The organism is Streptomyces sp. NPDC025784 (genome assembly GCF_055558435.1).
The window spans coordinates 185029-205970 of sequence record NZ_JBVHMN010000002.1; the positions used below are offsets into that span (position 1 = coordinate 185029).

Annotated in this window: 14 protein-coding genes; 7 read left to right on the forward strand and 7 right to left on the reverse strand. The window is 70.8% G+C overall.

What is annotated here, in order from left to right:
* Nucleotides 1–135: 135 nt before the first annotated feature.
* The 6 genes from ACZ4IF_RS06905 to ACZ4IF_RS06930 all read right to left on the reverse strand — a co-directional run bounded on the left by ACZ4IF_RS06905 (nt 136) and on the right by ACZ4IF_RS06930 (nt 7041).
* Nucleotides 136–3276 (reverse strand): hypothetical protein, encoded by a 3141-nt coding sequence (locus ACZ4IF_RS06905; protein WP_467560257.1) that lies wholly within the window; start codon nt 3274–3276, stop codon nt 136–138.
* Nucleotides 3277–3725: 449 nt separating this feature from the next.
* Nucleotides 3726–4436, reverse strand: coding sequence for an aspartate/glutamate racemase family protein (locus ACZ4IF_RS06910; RefSeq protein WP_467560259.1), 711 nt, complete (start codon nt 4434–4436; stop codon nt 3726–3728).
* Entirely contained in the window at nt 4436–4780 is a 345-nt protein-coding gene (locus tag ACZ4IF_RS06915; RefSeq protein ID WP_467560261.1) for a GNAT family N-acetyltransferase, read from the reverse strand. Before ACZ4IF_RS06915 ends, ACZ4IF_RS06910 begins: the two co-directional genes overlap by 1 nt.
* 59 nt (nt 4781–4839) lie before the next feature.
* Nucleotides 4840–5259, reverse strand: a complete 420-nt coding sequence (gene panD / locus ACZ4IF_RS06920; RefSeq protein ID WP_467560263.1) for an aspartate 1-decarboxylase — start codon at nt 5257–5259, stop codon at nt 4840–4842.
* A 635-nt stretch (nt 5260–5894) separates the two neighbouring features.
* The gene (locus ACZ4IF_RS06925; protein WP_467560265.1) at nt 5895–6068 is read right to left on the reverse strand and encodes a hypothetical protein; all 174 of its coding nucleotides are present in this window, start codon (nt 6066–6068) and stop codon (nt 5895–5897) included.
* Between the two features lie 349 nt (nt 6069–6417).
* On the reverse strand, nt 6418–7041 hold the full coding sequence (locus ACZ4IF_RS06930) for a TetR/AcrR family transcriptional regulator (protein WP_467560267.1): 624 nt from the start codon (nt 7039–7041) through the stop codon (nt 6418–6420).
* Between the two features lie 146 nt (nt 7042–7187).
* Here ACZ4IF_RS06930 and ACZ4IF_RS06935 point away from each other — a divergent pair, with 146 nt between their 5' ends.
* The 7 genes from ACZ4IF_RS06935 to ACZ4IF_RS06965 all read left to right on the forward strand — a co-directional run bounded on the left by ACZ4IF_RS06935 (nt 7188) and on the right by ACZ4IF_RS06965 (nt 16854).
* Entirely contained in the window at nt 7188–8576 is a 1389-nt protein-coding gene (locus ACZ4IF_RS06935; RefSeq protein WP_467560269.1) for a flavin monoamine oxidase family protein, read from the forward strand.
* A complete protein-coding gene (locus tag ACZ4IF_RS06940; RefSeq protein ID WP_467560271.1) occupies nt 8573–8953 on the forward strand; it encodes a hypothetical protein in 381 nt (126 codons plus the stop codon). The genes ACZ4IF_RS06935 and ACZ4IF_RS06940 overlap by 4 nt, the downstream gene beginning before the upstream one ends.
* Before the next feature lie 187 nt (nt 8954–9140).
* The gene (locus ACZ4IF_RS06945) at nt 9141–10574 is read left to right on the forward strand and encodes an APC family permease (protein WP_467560273.1); all 1434 of its coding nucleotides are present in this window, start codon (nt 9141–9143) and stop codon (nt 10572–10574) included.
* Nucleotides 10575–10870: 296 nt separating this feature from the next.
* Complete coding sequence (locus ACZ4IF_RS06950) at nt 10871–11494, forward strand: maleylpyruvate isomerase family mycothiol-dependent enzyme (RefSeq protein WP_467560275.1); 624 nt, start codon at nt 10871–10873, stop codon at nt 11492–11494.
* Between the two features lie 470 nt (nt 11495–11964).
* Nucleotides 11965–13671 carry an aldehyde dehydrogenase family protein gene (locus tag ACZ4IF_RS06955; protein ID WP_467560277.1) on the forward strand — a complete coding sequence of 569 codons (1707 nt, stop codon included), beginning with the start codon at nt 11965–11967 and terminating at the stop codon, nt 13669–13671.
* A gap of 18 nt (nt 13672–13689) precedes the next feature.
* Nucleotides 13690–15171, forward strand: coding sequence for a long-chain-fatty-acid--CoA ligase (locus ACZ4IF_RS06960; protein WP_467560279.1), 1482 nt, complete (start codon nt 13690–13692; stop codon nt 15169–15171).
* A gap of 693 nt (nt 15172–15864) precedes the next feature.
* Nucleotides 15865–16854 (forward strand): helix-turn-helix domain-containing protein, encoded by a 990-nt coding sequence (locus ACZ4IF_RS06965; RefSeq protein ID WP_467560281.1) that lies wholly within the window; start codon nt 15865–15867, stop codon nt 16852–16854.
* A 256-nt stretch (nt 16855–17110) separates the two neighbouring features.
* Here ACZ4IF_RS06965 and ACZ4IF_RS06970 read toward each other — a convergent pair whose 3' ends face one another.
* Nucleotides 17111–20656, reverse strand: a complete 3546-nt coding sequence (locus ACZ4IF_RS06970) for a S8 family peptidase (RefSeq protein WP_467560283.1) — start codon at nt 20654–20656, stop codon at nt 17111–17113.
* Nucleotides 20657–20942: the final 286 nt, after the last annotated feature.

Sequence of the window (20942 nt, forward strand, 5' to 3'; positions counted from 1 at the left end):
GGCATCGCCGTCGCGGCGGCGCACTTGGGTGCGCTGCCGTCCGGTACCGACCTCGGTACCGGTACCGACGCCGGCGCCGGCGCCGGCTGGCGCTCCCGGTTGCGCCGCGGGGGCGTCAACCGGTCACTGAAGCCGTCACGTGCCTCGTCCCGGGGCCGGGGCGGCTTCTCCGCGTCCAGGTCCGGGGACGACCGGGGGGACGTCAGGGGCCACAGGGGCGGAGGCGGGGGCGTCCGGTCCGACTGATCCGGCCGGGCCCGCTGATCCGGCCGGGCCGGTCGCACCGGATGTTCCGAACGAATCGGCCGGGTCGGCCGCCTCAGGCGAGCGGATGGCCTCAGGCGAGCGGATGGCCTCGGGCGAGCTGGTCACCTCAGGCGAACTGGTCACCTCAGGCGAGCGGGTGGCCTCAGGCGAACTGGCCACCTCAGGCGAACTGGTCACCTCAGGCGAACTGGCCGCCTCACCCTCCCTCGCCGACCCAGGCAGCTCCATCGCCTCGGGCGCCCCCGGCAGTTCGGGCGTGCGCGGCGGCTCGGGCGAACCGGCCCGCTCGGGCGGCACCGTCGGCTCCGCTCCCGCGGTCGGTCTCGGAGGCGGCCCGGGTGGGTGGGAGGCGACCAGTTCGGCCAGAAGCCGGTTGCGGAGGGGCATCAGTCGGCTGTCGCCGGTGTAGCCGCGATGGCCCTCGATCGGCGGGAACACCGGCGCCTCCCGCGTCCGCCGGTACGCCCCGGGGCCCCCGTCCGCGCCCTCCGCGTCGTCGGCCCAGCGGACGTCCACGTCCCCGATGCCGACGGGTCCGCCCAGCGGGTCGGTGTCGCGCCAGACGTTGATCCAGCCGGCCAGCCCGGGCCGCTCATCGCGCGGACCGAGCGCGTCGATCGACTCGACGCAGACGAAGGCGGGGTAGTTGCGCGAGAAGAACATGCCGACGGGACAGCCCGTGGTGATCAGCGCGATCCGCGCGCGCAACGCCGCGTCCAGCTGCCACACCGCCGCCATCACCAGGACGGTGCCCATGGAGTTGGCCCGGACGAGGACCCGACCGCGCTCGTCCTTCAGCAGCACGTGCAGCCGGTGGACGAGTTCGGGGACGGCCCTGACCGTCCAGGACGGTGGCGCGAAGGGGTGCGCGGCGCGCGGCCAGAACGCCCCGAACGCCCAGGCGAGACCGGCGTTCTGGCGCATGTCGGAGCGGATGGCCAGCGTCCGGAACGCCAGCAGCATCAACGCGGCGAGCCCGGCGAGCAGGGGGATGCTCAGCGAGCCCAGCGCCCCGGCCACGAGGTCACGCGCGTCCCGCAGCCCCGGCCGGATCCCCAGCGGGAAGTAGAACATTCCGGTGACGACCACGACGAGGACCGCGGCGGTACCCATCATCCAGTCCGCCTCGCGCAGCAGATAGGTGTGCTTGCGCCGGGCGGCCCTGAGCTCGTGCAGGTGCCGCCGGTCGTCGCGCTCCTCCCGGGAGTCCGCCCGGTACGCGTGGACGAACCGCTTCACCAGGCCCGGCCCCGGCCGGCCCTCGGGCCCCGGAGCGGCGGGCCCCGCGACGTGGACGAACCAGACGAGGGCGAACACGACCACGCCGCACACCGCGCTGAGCACCAGCACGGGGGCGAGCACCATGCCCATGACGTCCACCGGCTGAGGTACGTCGGTACGCCTGCCGGGCCGTGCGAGCCAGGAGCCCGTCCACTGGGAGGAGGCCGTCGTGTAGAGCCAGGCCACGAAGCAGGCCAGGACCGCCATGGCCGGGCCCGCGAAGCCGAGCAGGGCCATGCCGCGCCGTGTCCCGGCCACGGGCAGCACGAGGGAGGCGAGGGTCAGCAGGCAGACGCCGAACGCCTGGACGAGCAGCAGCACGGTCGACTGCACCTGCATGCCGGGCAGTACCCGGTCCACGGTCCAACGCCGGTCGGGGACCAGGCAGTAGAGCACCGCGGCCACGTTGACGCAGGCGCAGACGATGCCCGCGACGATCGGATAGTGCGTGGGCCACAGCGGGAAGTACCGTCCACCGCCGCGGCGTTCGCCGATCTTCCCCCGGACGAGCGGGATCCGCTCCATGAGTCGTGACCGGAGCGAGGCCGGAGGCAGCGGCAGGCAGGTCTTGCGGTGCACCCAGGGGACGGAGATCAGCAGGATCAGGGTCATGAACAGGATGACCGCGAACAGGGCACGGCCGAGGCCCTCGGGACCGTTCCCGTGGAGGTCCTGGTGCAGCGGGGTCCAGGTGAGCAGCCCCGCGGTGGTGAGGAGTCCGGCCCACACGTGCTGGGCGGCCATGCCGGGGTCGCGGCGGTTGTGCTCCCAGAATCCGGGCAGCTCCAGCGGGTGGCCGTCCTCCCCCTTCCCGGCCCGTTGCAGCCGGGCCAGCTCGGCCTCCTCCTCCGAGACGGTCTCCAGTACCGGCAGATACTCCTGCTTGGTGTCGCGGGCCGCGAGCAGCAGCACGAACACGACGAGGGCGGGGGCCAGCGCGGCCACCACGAATCCCCACTGAGGTCCCGCGCTGTCCCAGGACCGGAGGATGCGGACGGCCGGATTGTCGTCGGCGCACACGTCCTGTCCGGCCTGCGGGCTGCACTGCCAGGCGAACTGGTCCATCGCCAGCTGGCCGACGGTGCCCACCACCAGCACCGTGAGCGAGAGCGCCAGCAGCCGGGCGCCGAACTCGTAGACCCCGCCCGCCAGTTTGCGCCGGCGCTTGTCCTTGCCGCAGGGCCAGCGCGGCTGCATCCAGGCCACGAGGTTGATGAGCAGGAAGGGCATCAGGAACAGCCACAGCGCGCGGGACGCGCCACCGATGGTGAGCCGCGTCCAGTCGTAGACCTCGCGCACGACCTTGTGGGGTGCCTTGTTCAGGTCGACCACGGTCCGGTACAGGCCGGCCTTCTCGTCGCCGCTGACCCGCCCGACGGTCGCCGGGGGCCGGATCAGCCGCTCCCGGTCGACGGGTCCCAGGCCGGGTACCAGCAGCTCCACGACCTCCAGGCGCGCCGGACGCCCCCGGACCGCGGCGCCGGCTCCGCCGGCGCCTTCGTGCCCGGCTTCCGCGCGGATGCCCTCCAGTTCCGTGACTCCGGCGCCGCTGACCTTCGAGCGGGCCGCTCCGGCCTCCGTCGCACGGGTGCCATCGGCTCCGGTGGCCTCGGCGCCCTCGGCCTCCACCCCGCCCGCGCCGGTGCTCGCCACGTCCCCCATCGCGGACCCCCGTCCCCGTACCGCACGCCCCTCGGGGACGACGTCGTACGCGCCCCTGGAGACCACGTTGGCAGGGACCGGGCGGTCACGCAATGGAGTTGCGGGATGAGAAATACTCACCCTCTGTTAGGCAAGCCTCGTCTTTCGACCCCTCTCGGGGCAGCGGCTCGTGCCCGATGCCGGGCTCGGTTCAGGAGATCGGCCCGGGCTGGGGATCCGGTTCCGGCACCGGGTCGGGGCCCGGCGGTTTCGGGATCGGGGACGGGGTCGGCACCGGCTCGGGTCCGGGGTGCGGACCCGGGTCGGGCACGGGGTCGGGGAAGGGCTGCGGGCGGTCGGGACCCGGCCCCGGCGTGGGTCCCGGCTTCACCGGGTCGGGGAACGGATGCGTCATGGTGTCCTCCAGCCAGTCGGTACGTCGGCCCTGGACTTGTCCCACGCGTACCCGGCACCGGCGCGCCCACTCACCCTGTCGCGTGAGGGATGGCAACCAGGTGGGCCTGCTCGGCGCACGCTCAGGCGACGCTCCGCCCGGCGCGCACGGCCACCGCCCCCGCGGCGAGACCCGGCCGCGGACTCGCCAGCACGGGGACCGAGGTGCCGGTCAGCCGCTCGGCCGGGGCCATGGACGCCTGCGCGAGGACGATCGCGTCGGCCCCGGTGACCGCGTCGGCGGCACGGGCCACGGCGCGGGCGTAGCCGTCCGTGTCACCTGCCTCGAAGAGGGCCCACGCGTCTCCGGCGAGCACGGTCCGCACGTCCACGGGACGCCCGGCGCGGCGTGCCTCCTCCTCGACGAGGGCGACGGTCGGCGCGAAGGTGCTCTCCACCGTGGCGAGGACGACGATCCGGGATCCCGCGGCGACCGCGGCGGCGGCCATCGGACGGTCGACGCGGAGCACGGGCAGCGCGGCGCCCGCGTCCTCCGCGACTCCGCCGATGGTCGAGCAGGTGCAGAGCACGGCCCGCGCACCGTCGGCGAGGGCCGTGTCGAGTGCGGCCCGCACCGCCGCGGCCACCGAGTCGGGTCCTTCGGCCCGGGCACGGGCCAGCAGTTCCTCGGACACCGTGTGCCGCAGCTCCAGACCGGGATGGTCCTGGTCGCGCAGCGCCTCGAACACGGGGACGTGCGCGGGCGAGGTGTGCAGCAGCGCGAGCGGTCCCGGCCACTGCGGCCCCGTCGCGAGCGGTCCGGGCCCTGCGTCGAGCGGTCCGGGCCGCGTCATCAGAAGCGTCCCGGATGCGCCTTGAGCCACTGGACGGCCGACTTGAGCAGCTCCGGGTCGGCCGCCGGCGCTTCCTCGGGGTGCCGGGCCGCCCATTTCACGACGTACGGGCACAGCGGAGCGACGACCACGCCCTCACGCCCGGCGATCGCGTACAGCTCCCGGGCGAGCGAGCCCGCGATGCCCTGGCCCTCGTGCTCGGGCTCCACGATGGTGTGCACCGGAACGAGCGCCCGTGCGGGAGCTTCGAGGACGAAGTACTCGATGTGGCCGACCACTTCCTCCCCGGCGAACGCCTCCAGCCGGCCGGCCTCCCGGTCGTCGCGGATCTCGATGTCACTCATGGACGCTCCTCGGGTCGTCGCGGCCTCGGTCGCTCTGTCCTGCTGTCCTCGGCCGGGTTTCAGGCGGAGACAGCCTGCGGGCTGCGCTCCTGGTCCGAGCCCGGCACCGGCGCCGACGGATCGCTGCCGAGGTCCACGATGCGGTTGTCGCCGTCCACGTGCACGACCCGCGGCCGCAGCGCCCGCGCCTCGGCGTCGGAGACCTGAGCGTAACTGATGATGATCACCAGGTCGCCCGGGTGGACGAGGTGGGCGGCCGCTCCGTTGATCCCGACGACTCCCGAGCCGCGCTCCCCCTCGATGACGTACGTCTCCAGCCGGGCGCCATTGGTGATGTCCACGATGTGGACCAGCTCGCCGGGCAGCAGATCGGCCGCGTCGAGCAGGTCGGCGTCGATGGTGACGGATCCGACGTAGTGCAGGTCGGCCTGAGTGACAGTGGCGCGGTGGATCTTGGACTTGAACAGAGTACGCAGCACTTTGGACTCCTGGAAGACGGCTCCCTGCCTGCTTTCTGCAGGTCAAGGGCGATCTTCACTCTACAACTGGCACGCGCCCGACTCGAAGACTGTGAGGAACATCGCTCCCCTCCGAGGAGAGGCTCCCTGCCTGGGCTTCCGTGCGAACCAGACTGTTGTGACGTCACCGACCAAGCGCCTGTTCGGACACGCGTCTCGGAACGTACAGGGACTGATGCTGATCAGATGCTGACTTGTCTGATGGTGAATCAGGCACATGGGAGACATAGGGCGGATCACTTCCCAGGGGCACCCATAGAGTTGGTGCGTGACAGTCACTCTCAGCCTGCGTGAACAGCCGGCCCGTGGACAGCGCCCTGATCGCGGATCCCGCCGACGGAGGTACCTGCGGCAGAGTCTTGCCACCCCGTAGATCCCTTCACCCCACGGAACGGCGCCCATGAACGCCGTTCATGCCGGCCCGAAGGCGACCGGATGGGCCGGGTGGCGAAACGCGCGTGCAACACGGTCAGCTACACGAACGGCTCGGCGAGCGGACGGCGGGGGCAGTCCGCCGCACCGCAGAGAAAACGCCGGACCCTGAGACGGATCAGGACGCTCTGCCCGCCGGGGGGTAGATCCTTCGGTCCGCGCTGTTAGGAGTCGTGCACCCGGTCCGACGAGCGATCGCAGTCCGGAGACGCCGCGATGGCCGCCCGGCCTCTCGCCACCACTTCGACCCTGCCGAAGGCGGCGGACACCGCTTCGACGTCCCCGTCGCCGATCCCCTCGAACACCAGCGAGTCCCAGAACGATGCGTCGGCCCGCATGGCCGGCACCGTCACCAGCCACAGCCCTGTGTGGCGCGAACAGCCGCAGACCTGTCGGAGCGTCACCTCCGTGTGCCGGCCGGCGGGGCGTACCCGGACCTTCGCGATCGAACATCGCAACAGCCCCGCGCAGCAACCTCACCAGGTGCGGCGCGTGCTCGGCCTGGTCCGGCACACGCCGGACCGCGCGAGGGACAACGGCGCTGCCCGTCTACCCGGCCCTACCCCCGCCAGGCCCCGGTCATCATCGCGATCATGGTCCTGAGGCAGCAGGCGGCACCCCTGTCCCACAGCCTGATCGATGCGCGTGCTGGCGCCCAGGCTGTGGTTGCGTAGCCGCCGCTCGCGCCTACGAGGGGCTTTCAGGCTCCCGAGGCGGAGGCTTGGAAGTAAAGCCGGCCATCGACAGGGCGCAGGAGATCACGTTTTCCACGTCGCGCCGGGACTGTTCGGTCTCGTGGTGGACCTCGTACTGGATGACCAGTCCGTCGATCGCCGCGACGAGGAACCGCACCAGTGCGGCCAGCTCCATCGGCGGCGGTGAAGCCTCGTGGGCGAGCGCGGAGCGGAAGACGTCTTCGACGAAGGCGCAGTAGCGGGTGTACTGCCAGGCGGCAAGCCACTCGAAGCCGGGGTTGCGGCGGCAGTAGATCATCAGTTCGTACTGCATCAGCTGCAGCCCGTCGTCGCCCACCACGAAGGCCCAGAAGGCGCGTACTGCGTCGGCGATCGCTGCGGCCAGTCCTCGCTCGGGTGTCACCGCGTTGCGCAGGATCTGCTCGACCTGCTCGGTCACCGCACTGATGACCTCGGTCAGCAACTCGTCCTTGCCCCGGAACGCGTAGTGGAACGCGGCCTGTGCCATCCCGGCCTGTTCGGCGATGCGGCGCGTCGTGGCCCGGTCCAGCCCTTCGCGTGCCATGACCTCGATAGCCGCTTTCACAAACTGCTCGCGGCGCTCTTCGACCTTCATCCGAGGCAGGTTCGTCACCTTCTTCCCAGGTTCGCGACCGGGTCTTCCGGTCACCTCTTGACACCTTCACCGAAGCATACTTCACTCTGGCCACCCGACTTGGTCATGCGACCAAGTTAATTGACCAAGTTATGAAAGGTGGCCTCGTGCCCGAGAATTACGACACCGACGTCGTCATCGTCGGCGCTGGACTGGCCGGGCTGACCGCCGGCCGCACCCTGCACGCCCAAGGCGTGGAGGTGCTTGTTCTTGAGGCGCGTGACCGGGTCGGCGGGCGCACCTGCTCCGTTGTCGAGGACGACGGGCGGTTGGTGGAGTACGGCGGCCAATGGATCGGCCCGACCCAGGACCGGATCAACGCGCTCGTCGAGGAATTCGGTCTGGCGACGTTCACGCAGTACAGCGACGGGGACAACCTGCAGCGCGCCGAGGACGGCAGACTGCTGCGCTACCACGGGGCGATCCCCACCGGGGACCCGGTGGTGGCCGCGGACCTCATGGAGGCCATGGTCGAACTGACCGCACTGGCCGCCGAGGTCGGCGCCGAGGCCCCGTGGACCCACCCACAGGCCGCCGTGCTGGACTCCACCACCGTCGAGAGCTGGATCGGCGCGCAGCCGTACTGCGGGGGCGCGAAAGAGTGGCTGCGCGCGTTCACCCGCGCCCTGTTCCCCGCCGAGCCCGGGGAGGTGTCGCTGCTGCACGCGCTGTTCTACATCGCCTCCGGCGGCGGCGCGGAGCGGATGATCGGAGTGATCAACAGCGCTCAGGAGACGCGCCTGAGCGCCGGAGCGATGAGCGTCTCGCTCGGCCTGGCCGGGGTGCTCGGCAACCGGGTCCGTCTGTCCTGCCCGGTCCACCGGATCGACCAGGACGAGAGCGGTGTCGTCGTGCACCACGAGCATGGCCGGGTGCGTGCGCGGTACGCCGTCGTCGCCGTCCCGCCGCCGCTGGCCGGCCGGCTGCGCTACAGCCCGGCGCTGCCGGGCCTGCGCGATCAGCTGACCCAGCGGGTGTTCATGGGCTCGGCCATCAAGACGACCGTGGTCTACCCCGAGCCGTTCTGGCGCGCCGACGGCCTCACCGGGCACAGCACAGGACACGACACCTTGACCTTCGACCAGAGCCACCCGGACCGTGCAGAGGGCGTTCTGGTCAGTTTCACCGACTGTGACGCCGCGCGGCGCGCGCTGCGGATGAGCCCCGAAGAACGGCAGCAGCAGGTCGTGGCCGAACTGGTCTCGGTCTTCGGACCCAAGGCGGCGCAGCCGATCGCGGTCTACGAGAAGGTGTGGCTCGAGGAGGAGTGGTCCCGCGGCTGCTACACCGGGATCCTGAGCCCGGGCACCTGGTCCACGCTGGGCCCGGCGCTGCGCGAGCCGGTCGGCCGGATCCACTGGGCCGGCACCGAGTACGCCACCGTGTGGAGCGGCTACATGGACGGCGCGGTGCGCTCGGGCGAGCAGGCTGCCGCCGCGGTGGCAGCCGAACTGGGCCTGGCCGCCGGGCTGCCCGCGGCGGAGGCCACCCGATGAGCGAGGCGATCCGAGAGAGCGTCGGAGCGGACGAGCTGTTCGACGCGCTGAGCGAATATGCGATCAAGGCCGGGGCCAGCCCCCGGGTCGGCAAGACGCTCGGCGGCTGGAACTGTCACATTCACATCCTGGCCACCGACCACGACGCGGCTCTCACCCTGGTGGTCTCCGGCGGAAAACCCGCATCGCCGACGGTCGGATTGTCCGGCACGGCCGATCTGGTGGTGCGCGGCCACAGCTTCGACCTGGCCGAGATCTTCTGGGGTGACGCGAACCCGGCGTCCAACTACATGCAGGGCGCCATCCGCACCCAGGGCCGGGCCGAAGACGTCATGCGCCTGGACGCCATGGCGATGTTCGTCTTCCTGGGCCAGTAGCCGCACAGCGCCATGCGGGCTCGTGCCGGGGCCTGGGCCCACGCCCCGGCCGGCCTGCCCGAAACCCCACCGTCCGCCGGCGGAACAGCCGGGGGCGAAGCCCCTCCGGCCCGGCCGGCGGGACGGCCGCGCCACGACACCTTGCGACGACCGTGATCTTGTAACTGAGCACAGACAGGGAAACCCCATGGCCGAACCGTTGGCGCAGCCGGTGCTGCGCCGGGCGCTGTCGTTCGGCGGCGCCTCCGCGATCTCCACCGGACTGGCGTTCGCCGCGATCAACTTCCTGGGCCTCGCGCAGCTGCTGACCTATGTCAGCGGGCCGATGTCCTGGCTGGCCATCCTCGCCGGTGGCCTGGTCATCCTGGCCGTGCGGTCCGTGTTCGCGGAGCTGAACGGCATGTACCCGACGGCGGCCGGCCTCCGGCTGTGGCTGGCCCGCGCCATGCCGGACAAGGCGGCGCTGACCATCACGCTGACCTACATGCTGGCGATCGTGCTGGTGATCGCCGCCGACGCCTACATAATCGGCGAAGCCCTGGCGTACACATTCGGCAACGGCCGGCTGATCGCGATCGGCTACGTCGCCCTGCTGCTCGTCCTGGCCACCTGGCTGAATCTGCGCGGGATCAAGCTCGCCGGAGCGGCCGAGCGGATCGTTACCACCATCGTGGTGCTGGCCACCGTCGCGATCGGCGTCGCGGCGATCGCGCACCCGGGCCACCACGCTGCGCTCGGCGCGGGCTCGACGAGTTCGCCGATCCAGGCCCTGATCCTCGGCATCTTCGTCTACACCGGCTTCGAGTGGGTGACCACGAACGCCGAGGAGGTCACCGAGCCGCGGATCATCCCGCGGGCGATGCTGGTGGCCGTGCTGGTCCTGGCCGGCTGCCAAGCGGTGTTCGCGGTGGCGATGGGCGCCACCCTCGACGGTGCCGCGCTCGGCACCGCCTACCCGCAACTGTTGCTCGCCCAGCAGGCGCTGGGCCGGGCCGGGATGCTGGTGATGCTCGCCGTCACGGCGCTGACCGCGGTCAACACCTTCAACGGCGGGTTCGTCACGCTCTCCCGGTTCATGTACGCCGTCGCCCGTGAAGGCAAGCTGCCCCGTCCGCTGACCCGGCTCAACGAGCAGGCGGTGCCCGTGGTCCCGGTGTGGATCCTCGGTGGCAGCTCCCTTGTCCTGTCCGCGGTCGTGGCCGTCACCGGCTCCTTCGCCGCGATCGTCTCACTGTGCGCGGCACTGGAGATGGCGGTGTACAGCGCCGCCGGGTACTGCCTGTGGAAACTGCGCCGCCTGGAGCCTGGCACCGACCGCCCCCACCGGCTGCGGGGGGGCGCACCCGTGGCAGCCGCACTCACGCTGGTCTTCGCCCTGATGGCCTTGCTGGCCTCGGTCAGCGTCGGACCGCGGTTCAGCGCGGTGCCGGTCGTGCTGCTGCTGGCCTGTGCCGGGCTGGTCGCCGTCTACGTGTGGACGTACGTGCCGCGGCTGGAGCGGCGCGAAGCCGAGGAGCTCGCCGCGCGGCGCGCCGCCCGGGCCGCGGCCCGCGGCGCCGCCCGTACCGCCACGGCCGTGCGCACGGAAACGCCGGAAGCCGAACAGGAGCCGCGGCGGTGAACACACCAGCGGACTTCGGCACCGCCCCGATCGACCACGCGCTCGGCGTGGCCACGGTCGACCTGTCTGAACGGATCGCGCTGTGGAACGGCTGACGCTGCAGATCACGCAGCCGGCCACTGACACACCGGCCGCGGCCGCGAAGGCTTACGACCGGGCCTGCCCGTCGCTGCCGAGGAACGGACCTACGGTCCTTGGGCGACCGCGCAGAACACCCTGCGGGACGGGCGAGCGGCGCTGCCGTCCGTGCGCTGCACAAGTCACCTCTTCGAACCGCACGGGTCCAGCCCGTGGTTGTGGAGCAGATTCATCCGGGAAAGGAACCGCAGGCTGTGTCAACCGCATGGCAATTGGAACTGCGCCGGGAACGCGCTCGGTTCATGGAGACAATGAGCGAGCTGACCGACGATGAGTTCAACAACGCGAAAACTCTGTGTACGGATTGGGCCCCACGGGACGTCCTGGCACATGTGATCGGTCTGGACCGAATGGCATCCCATTATTTCCGGCCGTCGACACGGACGGTGAACCGGGGCAACGCACGGATGGTTGCGCACGGCAGGACGCTGAGCCGTGCCGAGCTGACGGACCTCGGGTGGAAGTCCGCCACGAAGCCCTCCGGCCAGGCACAGGCCATGGCATGGCTGCTCACCGGAGACATGGCGATGCATCACCAGGACGTTCTGCGTGGCCTGGGGCGCAACCGTGAGATCCCCGAGATGGTGGCCCGCGCCTTGTACCGTGAAGGAGTCATCTGGAGCCGGCCGTTCGGCCGCAAGCTCACCCGCTACCGGGTCGTCCCCGTCACACCGGGCGGGACGCCGCGCGGTCGCGGCCAGGTGGTCCGCGGCACCACCGAAGCGCTGAGCATGTGGCTCGCAGGTCGCGAGAGCGTCGCCGGCGAGCTCACGTTCCAGTAGGTCAGCGACAACTACCCGGCCAGCGGCTGCACCACGGTATGAGCAGTCGTCGGGCCCGTGCCCGCCTGGACGGCATCACGCTGATCCTCTGCGTTCCGACCTGCCTGGCCCTGCGGGGACTTCCGCACGGCCTCCTCACCGCGGTCCTGCTGCCGGGATTCGGTCTGGCCGACGTGATGACCGGCCCGCCGAGACGACCGTCGCCGAACTCGCCCGGTCGGCGCCGCGGTGGCGCGCTGGGCCCTGATGACCACCGCCGGACCCGTCGCCCCGGCGCAGACCGGCTCGCTGACGTTCACGGCACCGCCGGCTACCCCCTCGCCGTGCGACTCACCGCAGCTCTGCTGCTGCCCGGCGGGACCGCCACCGTGTGCGCCCCGACCCGGTCGACCCCGCCCGTGACGGGCGCCTTCCGGGCGAGTGAACCGCCCCGGTTCCTATCCCACTTGTTCGCACCGCCAAGGAGTGACGTGCACAGCACCCCCCTCGACACCGCCGCCCTCGACCGCGCCCTGCACGAACTGCGGGAGAACGCCCCCTTCTGGGCCGCGGCACCGCTCTCCGAGCGGATCGGCCTGCTGGAGCGGCTGATGCCACGCATCCGCGACGGAGCCGCCGAGCTGACCGCGGCCGGCGCCCGCGCCAAGGGGTACAGCCCCGACTCCCCCTGGGCCGCGGAGGACTGGGCGGGCGGCCCGTGGGCGCTGGCTCAGAACGTCAGCGCCCGCCTGCACGTCCTGCGCCGGATCGCCGCCGGCCAGGATCCGCTGCCCGCGCGGGCGGTCCACGAACACGGCGGCCGTACCCGGGTGGACGTCTTCCCCGCCACCGGCTGGGACCGCGTGCTGCTCAGTGGCTACTCGGCCCAGGTCCGGATGCGGCCGGGCACCACCGCCGAACAGGTGCGCGACCGGGTGGCCGGACTGTACCGCGGCCGTCCGGAGCCGGCCGGGGTGGCGCTGGTGCTCGGCGCGGGCAACGTCGCCGCCCTGACCGCCGTCGACATCCTGCACAAGCTGTACGCCGAGGGTCAGGTCGTCGTCGCCAAGATGAACCCGGTCAACGCCTATCTGCGGTCCCACTTCGAGCGGATCTTCGCCGAATACGTCGAGCGCGGCTGGCTGCGGTTCGTCGACGGCGGCCCCGCCGAGGGCGCGTACCTCACCACCCACGACGGCGTGGACTCCCTTCACGTCACCGGCAGCGACCGCACCCACGACGCCATCATGTGGGGCACCGACGAGCAGGCCGAGCAGCGCCGCCGCGACGACCGGCCGTTGGTCGACAAGCCGTTCACCAGCGAGCTGGGCGGAGTCAGCCCGTGCATCGTGGTGCCGGGCGAGTGGAGCGCGGCGGACTTCCGCTTCCAGGCCGAGCACATCGTCACCAGCAAGATGAACAACTCCGGCCACAACTGCATCGCCAGCCAGGTGCTGGTGCTGCCCCGCTCCTGGGACGGCGCCGAGCGGCTGCTCGACGAGATCCGCACGGTGCTGCGCACCCTGCCGGCCCGCAGCGACTACTACCCCGGCGCCGACCGGCGGCTGGCCGCGGTCCGCGCGGCACATCCGGAGGCCGAGAGCTACGGCGACGGCGGCCGGCTGCTGGTGCCGGACATCGCCGACCACGATGACGTGCTGCTCAGCAGTGAAGTGTTCGCCAGCGCCCTCGGCGTGGTACGCCTGCCCGGCGAGACCCCGGCCGAATTCCTGGGCAACGCCGTCGACTTCGCCAACGGCACCCTCCCGGGCACGCTCGGCGCGACCCTGATCGTCCACCCGGCCACCGAGCGGGCCCACCGAGCCGTGGTGGAGGCGGCCGTCGCCGAGCTGCACTACGGCACCCTCGGCGTCAACTGCTGGTCCGCCGTCGGTTTCCTGCTCGGCTACACGCCCTGGGGCGCCTACCCGGGCAACACCCGGCAGGCGATCGGCAGCGGCATCGGCTTCGTCAACAACGCCTTCATGCTCGAGGACGTCGAGAAGACCGTGGTGCGCGCGCCCTTCGCGCCCGCCCCGCGTGGCCTGTTCACCGGCTCGCCGTCACTCTCACCCCGCCCCCCGTACTTCGTCACCAACCGCACCGGGCGCACCACCCTGCGACGCGTCACCGGCTTCACCACCGCACCCGGCATCACCCGGCTGCCCGCCGTCTTCGCCTCCGCACTCCGCGGCTGATCAGGAACCGATCCCCTCATGAACCTCAACGACTTCCTCGCCCGCGCTGCCACCGAGCACGGCCACCGCCGTGCGGTCGAGCTCGGTGACCAAGGGCTGAGCTACGCCGAGCTGGCAACCCTCACCGGTCGTACTACCGCACTCCTCGCCACCCATGGCGTCGGCCCCGGCGACCGGGTCGGCCTGATGCTGCCCAACCTTCCCGAGTTCCCCGTGCTCTACTACGGCGTGCTGGGCGCCGGTGCCGTCGTGGTGCCGATGAACCCCCTGCTCAAGCCCCGCGAGATCGCCCACCAGGTGCGCGACTCCGGCATGGCGCTGCTCCTCGCCTGGGACGGCGCCGCCGACCAGGCCCGGGTCGGCGCCGACGACACAGCAACCCCGGTGGTACCGATAGTGCCTGGTGGGCTGGAGACGCTGCTGGCCGAGCAACCGGACCCGGCGGCGGCCGTCCCGCGGAAGGACGACGACCTCGCCGTCATCCTCTACACCTCCGGCACCACGGGCGCGCCCAAGGGCGCCATGCTCACCCACGCCGGGCTGGCCCGCAACGCCGAGATCGGCGGGCGCACCCTGCTCCGGCTCACCCCCGACGACGTGGTGATGGGCTGCCTGCCTCTCTTCCACGCCTTCGGACAGTCCTGCGCCATGAACGCCGCCGTGGCGACGGGCGCCCGACTCACCCTGCTCGCCCGCTTCGACCCGGGCCAGGCCCTGCGCACCATCCACGAGCGACGAGTCACCGTCTTCGAGGGCGTGCCGACCATGTACGCCGCCGTACTCGCCGAACACGAGCGCGGCACCGGGAAACACGGCGCCAGCTCGCTGCGGCTGTGCGCCTCCGGTGGAGCCTCACTCCCGGTGGAGGTCCTCCACGCCTTCGAGGCCGTCTTCGAATGTCCGGTCCTGGAGGGCTTCGGCATGTCCGAGACCTCCCCGATCGCCTCCTTCAACCACCCCGACCGGCCCCGCAAGCCCGGCTCCGTCGGCACACCCGTCGAGGGCGTCGAGATGTGCCTTCTCGACCCGCAGGACGGTGTCGGCGAGCTCTGCGTCCGCGGGCACAACGTGATGGCCGGCTACTGGAACCGTCCCGAGGCGACCGCCGAGACCATCATCGACGGCTGGCTGCGCACCGGTGACCTGGCCCGCGTCGACGAGGACGGCTACTACTACATCGTCGACCGCAAGAAGGACCTCATCATCCGCGGCGGCTACAACGTCTACCCGCGCGAGATCGAGGAGGTGCTGTACGAGCACCCCGCCGTGGCCGAGGCCGCAGTGATCGGCACACCACACGTCACACTCGGCGAGGAGGTCACCGCCGTGGTCGCGCTGCGTCACGGCAGCACGGCCAGCGCGGACGAGCTACGGGAGTTCGTCCGCGAGCGCGTGGCGGCCTACAAGTACCCGCGTGAGGTCTGGCTCGTCGACGCTCTGCCCAAGGGCCCCACCGGCAAGATCCTCAAGCGCCAGATCACCGCCCCGGAGAGCGGCTGAGCTGAGGCCGGGCACCCGGCCCGCGTCCGTGCGCCGCCCCAAGGTTCGAATGCGGAGGTACGGGAACGGCTGAGGCCGCGTACGCCCCGTCCTCGGCAGCGGACGGCCTTCCGAGCAGGGCGCCGGGCGGGGCAGCGAGCCCCTGCCCCTGCCGCAGGTGCAGGTGCAGGTGCAGGTCAGCAAGCCGGACACCTTACGGTCCAATGCTGACCTTTTGCTGACCCGGAGGCAGCAATCAGGGTTCTGACCTGCGGAAACACCCAAAGGCTAGATCTTGGACTTGAACATGGTGACTGCCTTTCCGGGTCGTCCCACGCGTGCATCCGAGCGCTGTGCACGCGCTGGTGCAGTTCAACCGCCCGGGCCGGCCACTTCATGGCTCGTCACATGGACGCAATTCCCTTGGATCGGGCCAGGCGGGCTCCGCCGCGACGCCGGTTGTGGCAGGGGCGGGGGTGGGGCGCGGCGGCCTTGGGATTCCTTCATGGGCAGGTGGGCGGCCGTCCGGACGGTCCGGCCAACTCTGCTGGGCCGCGTCCGGCCCCTCTGTGGCCGCTGGCCGGAGGACGCCCTGCCGCTCCGCAGGCGCCGGAACAGATCTTGAATGCTCCGGCCTCCACCAGCAGGATGGCGCCTCGTCCTCTTCGGACGCCGGCATGAAGCCGGCATGCCCCCCGAGCAAGGAAACCCATCGTGTACGAGGCATTGGGTCTGACGGACCGCCAGGCTGACCTGTACGAGTACCTGGTGCAAGGTCAGGTCCGCCACCGCCCCCAGATCAGCCGGGAGCTGGCCCTGGAGGACACCGTGGTGCAGGACCTGCTGAACGCATTGCAGGAGCTGGGACTGGTGGTGAAGGATCCCGACGACCCGGCGGCCTTCTCGGTGATCGCCCCGGACCTCTCGCTTGAGGCGCTCATCAGACGCAAAGAGGGGGAGCTCCAACGCATACGGCTGCATTCGGCGTTGCTGGCCGACCGCTATCGCCTGACCGCCCATGGACGGCAGGCCCGGGACATCGTGGAAGTGGTCCGCGGCCCCAGCGAGGTCGACGCACGTGTTCGCCTGATAGAGCGCCAAGTCACCGGCCAGATAGAGGTGTTGAGCGCTCCGCCTTATTCAGGCGGTTTCACCCCCAGTGAGGACGAGCTGGGCCTGCTGGCCCGCGGGGTCCGCAGCCGGGTGATCTACTCCAGCAAGGCACTGGACCAGGACCACGCCGTCCAGACGCTCGAACAGTTCCGCAAGGCGGGCGACGAAGCGCGGATCCTGCCCGAGGTGCCGATGAAAATGCTGATCGCCGACCGGCGGATCGCCTTGGTACCGCTGTCCTCCGGACAGGACGCAGCAGCCATAGTCGTCCACCCCTGCGGCCTGCTGGACGCGCTGTCCAGCCTGTTCGCCTCGCTATGGGAGAAGGCCAAGCCCTACACCGGTGCAGATCAGCTGCCGCGGGCGGCCGGACTGACCGAGGACGATCGGCAACTGCTGCACCTGCTGACCTCCGGCCTCAAGGACGAGGCCGCCGCCCGGCACCTGGGACTCAGCCTGCGCACCGTGCGCCGTCGTGTCGCCGCCCTGATGGACCGGACCGAGGCGAACACCCGCTTCCAGGCCGGATACCTGCTGGGGTTGGGCTCCACCACTGCGCCCGGCCGCACAGCCAGCCGCCCGGCCGACTGACCGGAGGACCCTGCACAGCACCAGGCAGCGCTCGAGACAGTGCCGCCTGACGGTGTAGGGCCGGCGGAGCGGATCGACCAACGGCCTGCCTGAGCTCCCAAAAGTCGGGCAAAGACCGCCCGGGATTCGAAGTGCGCAAAGCACAGCCAGTCGATGCGGCGTCGGACAGCCGGCCGCCAGTGCGATCGGCGACCGGCCGGGGAGCGCCAATGGGCCGGACCGGATGCCCGGCCCATCGGCGCTGGGGCTCTCCGCGTCAGCCTGTCACGAAGAACGCCTTGGGCAGGACCTGGTCGATGCTGCTGCCACCGGCGTCCCGCGCGCTCACGTGCAGGGAGACGGTGCCACTTTTCACCAGCGCCGCAGCGGGCAGGCGCATCCTGTAGCGGCCGTCACCGGTCCGGACCAGCTGGACGTTGTGCCACTGCGTTCCGCCGTCGGTGGACCAGGCGGCCTTCATCACAGTGACCTTGCTGGGCGCCGCGCCCGCGACGCGCTGCGCGGAAAGCCCGATCTCCATCGCCTTCCGGGCCTTCGCCTTGTTGTTCCCGTCAAGCGCCGCACTGTAGCCGAGGTTGAGCAGCGGCGCGGTGTACGGCTTGCTGCCGGCAGAGGTCAGGTCGGTGCTGAAGTCCCAGGTGGTGTGGGCCTCGGTGCCCGATCCGGCGAACACACCCGGCAGGTTGAGGTCGCCGTGCACCTCCCAGTCGGTCTTCTCGGCGGGGATGTTCGGCACGGTCCAGTCGAGCGGCGTGCTCCCTTCCTGGTTGAGCAGGAGCGCGCCGTTTTCCGAGATCTGGTAGACGAAACGCCTGCGGTCGTTCTCGCCGACACCCGGCGCGCTGTCGACGAGTCCCTCTCCGCCGGAGGAGGCCATGTGCGTGAAGTCGAGGTCCATGGTGCGGCTGCCGCCCGGGTCCTCGACCCTGCCCTTCAGAGTGGCACCGAACGGTCCGCCGAGCCTGGTCTCGCTCTGCTCGCCCTGCGAGTACCGCTCGGTCTCGTCGAAGTCCACCATGCCGGCGGCGTAGGAGCCCTGTACGCGGAAGGCGTGTTCCCAGTCCATTCCGGGGGTGACGTAGTCGGTGCGGTGGCTCGGGGCCGTCAGGATCTGCTCGAACGTCGCACCCGTCATCGCCGGGCCACGGGACTCCTGCAGGCGGTCACCGTGGGCACCCGCCTGGCGGAAATCCGTTTCGATCCGGGCCAGTCGCGACAGGTCCCGCGAGGTGAGCCTGTGCGCGAGGCCGTCGCCGAAAGAGCTACCGCCCCAGGCCAGGTCGTACACAGTGGTGGCGGTCCACGGCCGGTTGGCGGCCTGGGCGTCGTTCAGCCGCATGTACGCCATGGTGTGGGAGGTACCCGGCGCCGCCGGGACGTCCGAGCCCTCTCCGGCGTACAGGTCCACGCCGCCGTCCAGCGAACCGTAGACCGAACCCAGCGCCAGGTTCGCGTAGAACCCGGGGTTGCTCTCGGCATCATGACGCACACTGACCTGATTGATGCTGGGAGCAGCCTTGCGTCCCGGGATGCTGACGGAGAACGGGTGCGTCCTGCGTCCGTCGAGGACGATGTGGTCGTTCGAAGAGGGTTTGACCTCGGGCAGGTCCAGCAGGACGCCCTCGGGTTTGCCATCGGCAGAGGAGCCGGCCAGGGATGCGGCGATGCCGAAGTGCTGCCCCTCCTGCATGTACACCGTGGTACCGGCCGGGTCGATGGGCTGGTAGCCGAAGTCGCCGTTGTCCTTGTTCATGATCTGGATCACGGCAGGAGTCGGGGCCCCGTTGCGGTCCAGCGCGGAGAAGTGGACGGGGCAGTACTGCGGCGACGACCACAGCGCGACGGCCAGATGGAGCGGGACGCCGTCACCCACCGGCGTGGCGACGACCTGTCCGGAGTAGGGACCGGTGCCCAGCTCGGACGGGTCGACGGTCACCTGGACCGAGACCGACTTGCCGGTCGGAACGGTGATCCGGGAATCGGAGAGGCTCGCCGCAGCGGCCGGGGCCGTGCGGCCCCGGAAGTCACTGATCTTCAGGCCCAACTCGTAGGTGGCGTCGCTGTCGCCGGTGTTGCTGAGCGTGACCTGGCGTGAGAGCGGCGCCTTGACGGTGCAGTCGAGCATGCCGAAATCGAAGGCGCCGCGGTCCGGGACCACCTGCTGCTGCAGGGCCTGGGCGACGTTCAGCCGACCCGAACCGGCGCGGTAGACGCTGGTGGGCAAGGCGTCCGAGCTGTCCTGGAGCACGGCCTTGAGCTGCGCCGTGGTCCAGTCCGGGTGCGCGAGGGCCAGCGTGGCCGCCGCGCCCGCGACATGCGGAGTGGCCATCGAGGTGCCGGACATCATCGTGTAGTACTGGTCGACCGGATCGCCGATGATGCCGTCGGCCGCGCGGGCCTGGACGATGTCCTTGCCGGGAGCGGAGATCTCCGGCTTCAGCATCGAGTCGCCCAGGCGGGGACCGGGCGAGGAGAAGGGCGCCATCTCGTCGTCGGAGGCCGTCGCGCCGACCGACAGCGCGTCGTCTGCAGCCGCCGGGGCGGACACCGTCACATTCGGCTGGTTGCCGGCCGCCACGACGAAGAGGGTGCCGTACTGCTCGGTCAACTGGTTGAGGGCCAGGCTGATCGGGTCCTTGCCATCGCTGGCAGCAAGACTGCCCAAGCTCATGTTGGCGACCTTGGCACCGTGCTGGGCGGCCCACTCCATGCCGGCCATGATGCCGGACATGGTGCCCGAGCCGTCGTCTCCGAGAACCTTGGCGTTGAGCAGTTCCGCCTCGTAGGCGACGCCCTTGCGGTGACCGCCCGAGACCACCCCCGTGCCGGCGATGGTTCCGGCGACGTGGGTGCCGTGGCCGAAGTGGTCGCTCACATCGGACGAGCCGGTGAAGTTGGCGGAGTTGACCACCTTGCCCACCAAGTCGGGGTGCGTGGTGTCGATACCGGTGTCGATGACGGCGACCTTGACACCTTTGCCCGCATTGCCGGTGGCCCAGGCCCCAGGGGCATCGGTCTTGGTGAGGTTCCAGTCGAGGGCGTCGTCGGCGGCCTTCCTGGCTGCGCTCTGCTTGGCGATGGGAGAGGCCTTGACCTGGCCGTCGAGCCAGATATGGGTCACGCCTGCCAGCGGGCCTGCGGTGCCCAGGTTCCGCACGGCACGGTGCCGGTTCATCACCGAACGGCCGGCGTCGAAGAGGGACTTGCCCAGGCCCTGCGCCGCGTCCTTGTGCAACTCCCGGACGGCAGTGGCATGGATGCTGCCCAGCTCCCGAACCGTGTGCAGGGACGCATCCGCGAGCGTTCCTGCTGCGCCGCGCACACCGGCGGCGTGCTGCACGATCAGCGGGAGAGCCGCGCCGTGGGCGTTGTCGTACCCCTCACCGATCAGTTCGGTGACATCGAACAGCTTCGGGTCCAGCACCGAGCCCATCAGCGGCATCATGTCGCTGGGCACGACGCTGATGTGACCGCCGCTCCCGGTCGAGGTGGTGAAGAACACGGAGCGGCCCGGGATGGCCGCGGGAGTCACACTCACCATCGGGTGGGGCGACTTCGGATTTCGTACCCACACCTGGTCTCCGGTGACCAGGGTGACCGTCACGGACTGGCCGGAGGCTATGGGCACCGGTTTGGCGACCGGATGGCCGGAAGCCGCCGATGCGGGCAGCCACCCGCCGATGGAGAGCGCGCCGGTGGCCGCAAACACCAACGCCGCCCTTCTCAAAGCTTGCACGATACAGGTCCTTTGACTGAGCGTCATAAGAACCCGCCGGGAATAGCGGGTTCCTGCAGCAAACAAGCGATCATCGTGCTGGCCGGGCCGACCCGGAGGAAGACCAATCCATGGCCGATTGCGGCACTGACAGCAAGCTGCCACCATTCGCCGCGACACACCGCGCAAAGACCTGACCCTCGGACATGGACGGACAATGGGCCGATTGGGCCCCGCGGTCACCGCCGAACCGACTGACGCGATCCGAGCAGGGCTCCTGCCCGATCCTTGCCCGGTACGTCCGACAGGTGCCGGGCAAGGCAAGCGGCCCTGTTGTGTTCTGGGCGGTCCTGCAAGAGGGCCGCCGGCTTCC

What these genes read in the sequence shown, in the direction of transcription:
- ACZ4IF_RS06960 (WP_467560279.1), top strand. Translation starts at nt 13,690, where the DNA reads ATGAACCTCAACGACTTCCTCGCCCGCGCTGCCACCGAGCACGGCCAC.
- ACZ4IF_RS06930 (WP_467560267.1), bottom strand. Translation starts at nt 7,041, where the DNA reads ATGAAGGTCGAAGAGCGCCGCGAGCAGTTTGTGAAAGCGGCTATCGAG.
- ACZ4IF_RS06915 (WP_467560261.1), bottom strand. Translation starts at nt 4,780, where the DNA reads ATGAGTGACATCGAGATCCGCGACGACCGGGAGGCCGGCCGGCTGGAG.
- ACZ4IF_RS06940 (WP_467560271.1), top strand. Translation starts at nt 8,573, where the DNA reads ATGAGCGAGGCGATCCGAGAGAGCGTCGGAGCGGACGAGCTGTTCGAC.
- ACZ4IF_RS06945 (WP_467560273.1), top strand. Translation starts at nt 9,141, where the DNA reads ATGGCCGAACCGTTGGCGCAGCCGGTGCTGCGCCGGGCGCTGTCGTTC.
- ACZ4IF_RS06925 (WP_467560265.1), bottom strand. Translation starts at nt 6,068, where the DNA reads ATGCGGGCCGACGCATCGTTCTGGGACTCGCTGGTGTTCGAGGGGATC.
- ACZ4IF_RS06910 (WP_467560259.1), bottom strand. Translation starts at nt 4,436, where the DNA reads ATGACGCGGCCCGGACCGCTCGACGCAGGGCCCGGACCGCTCGCGACG.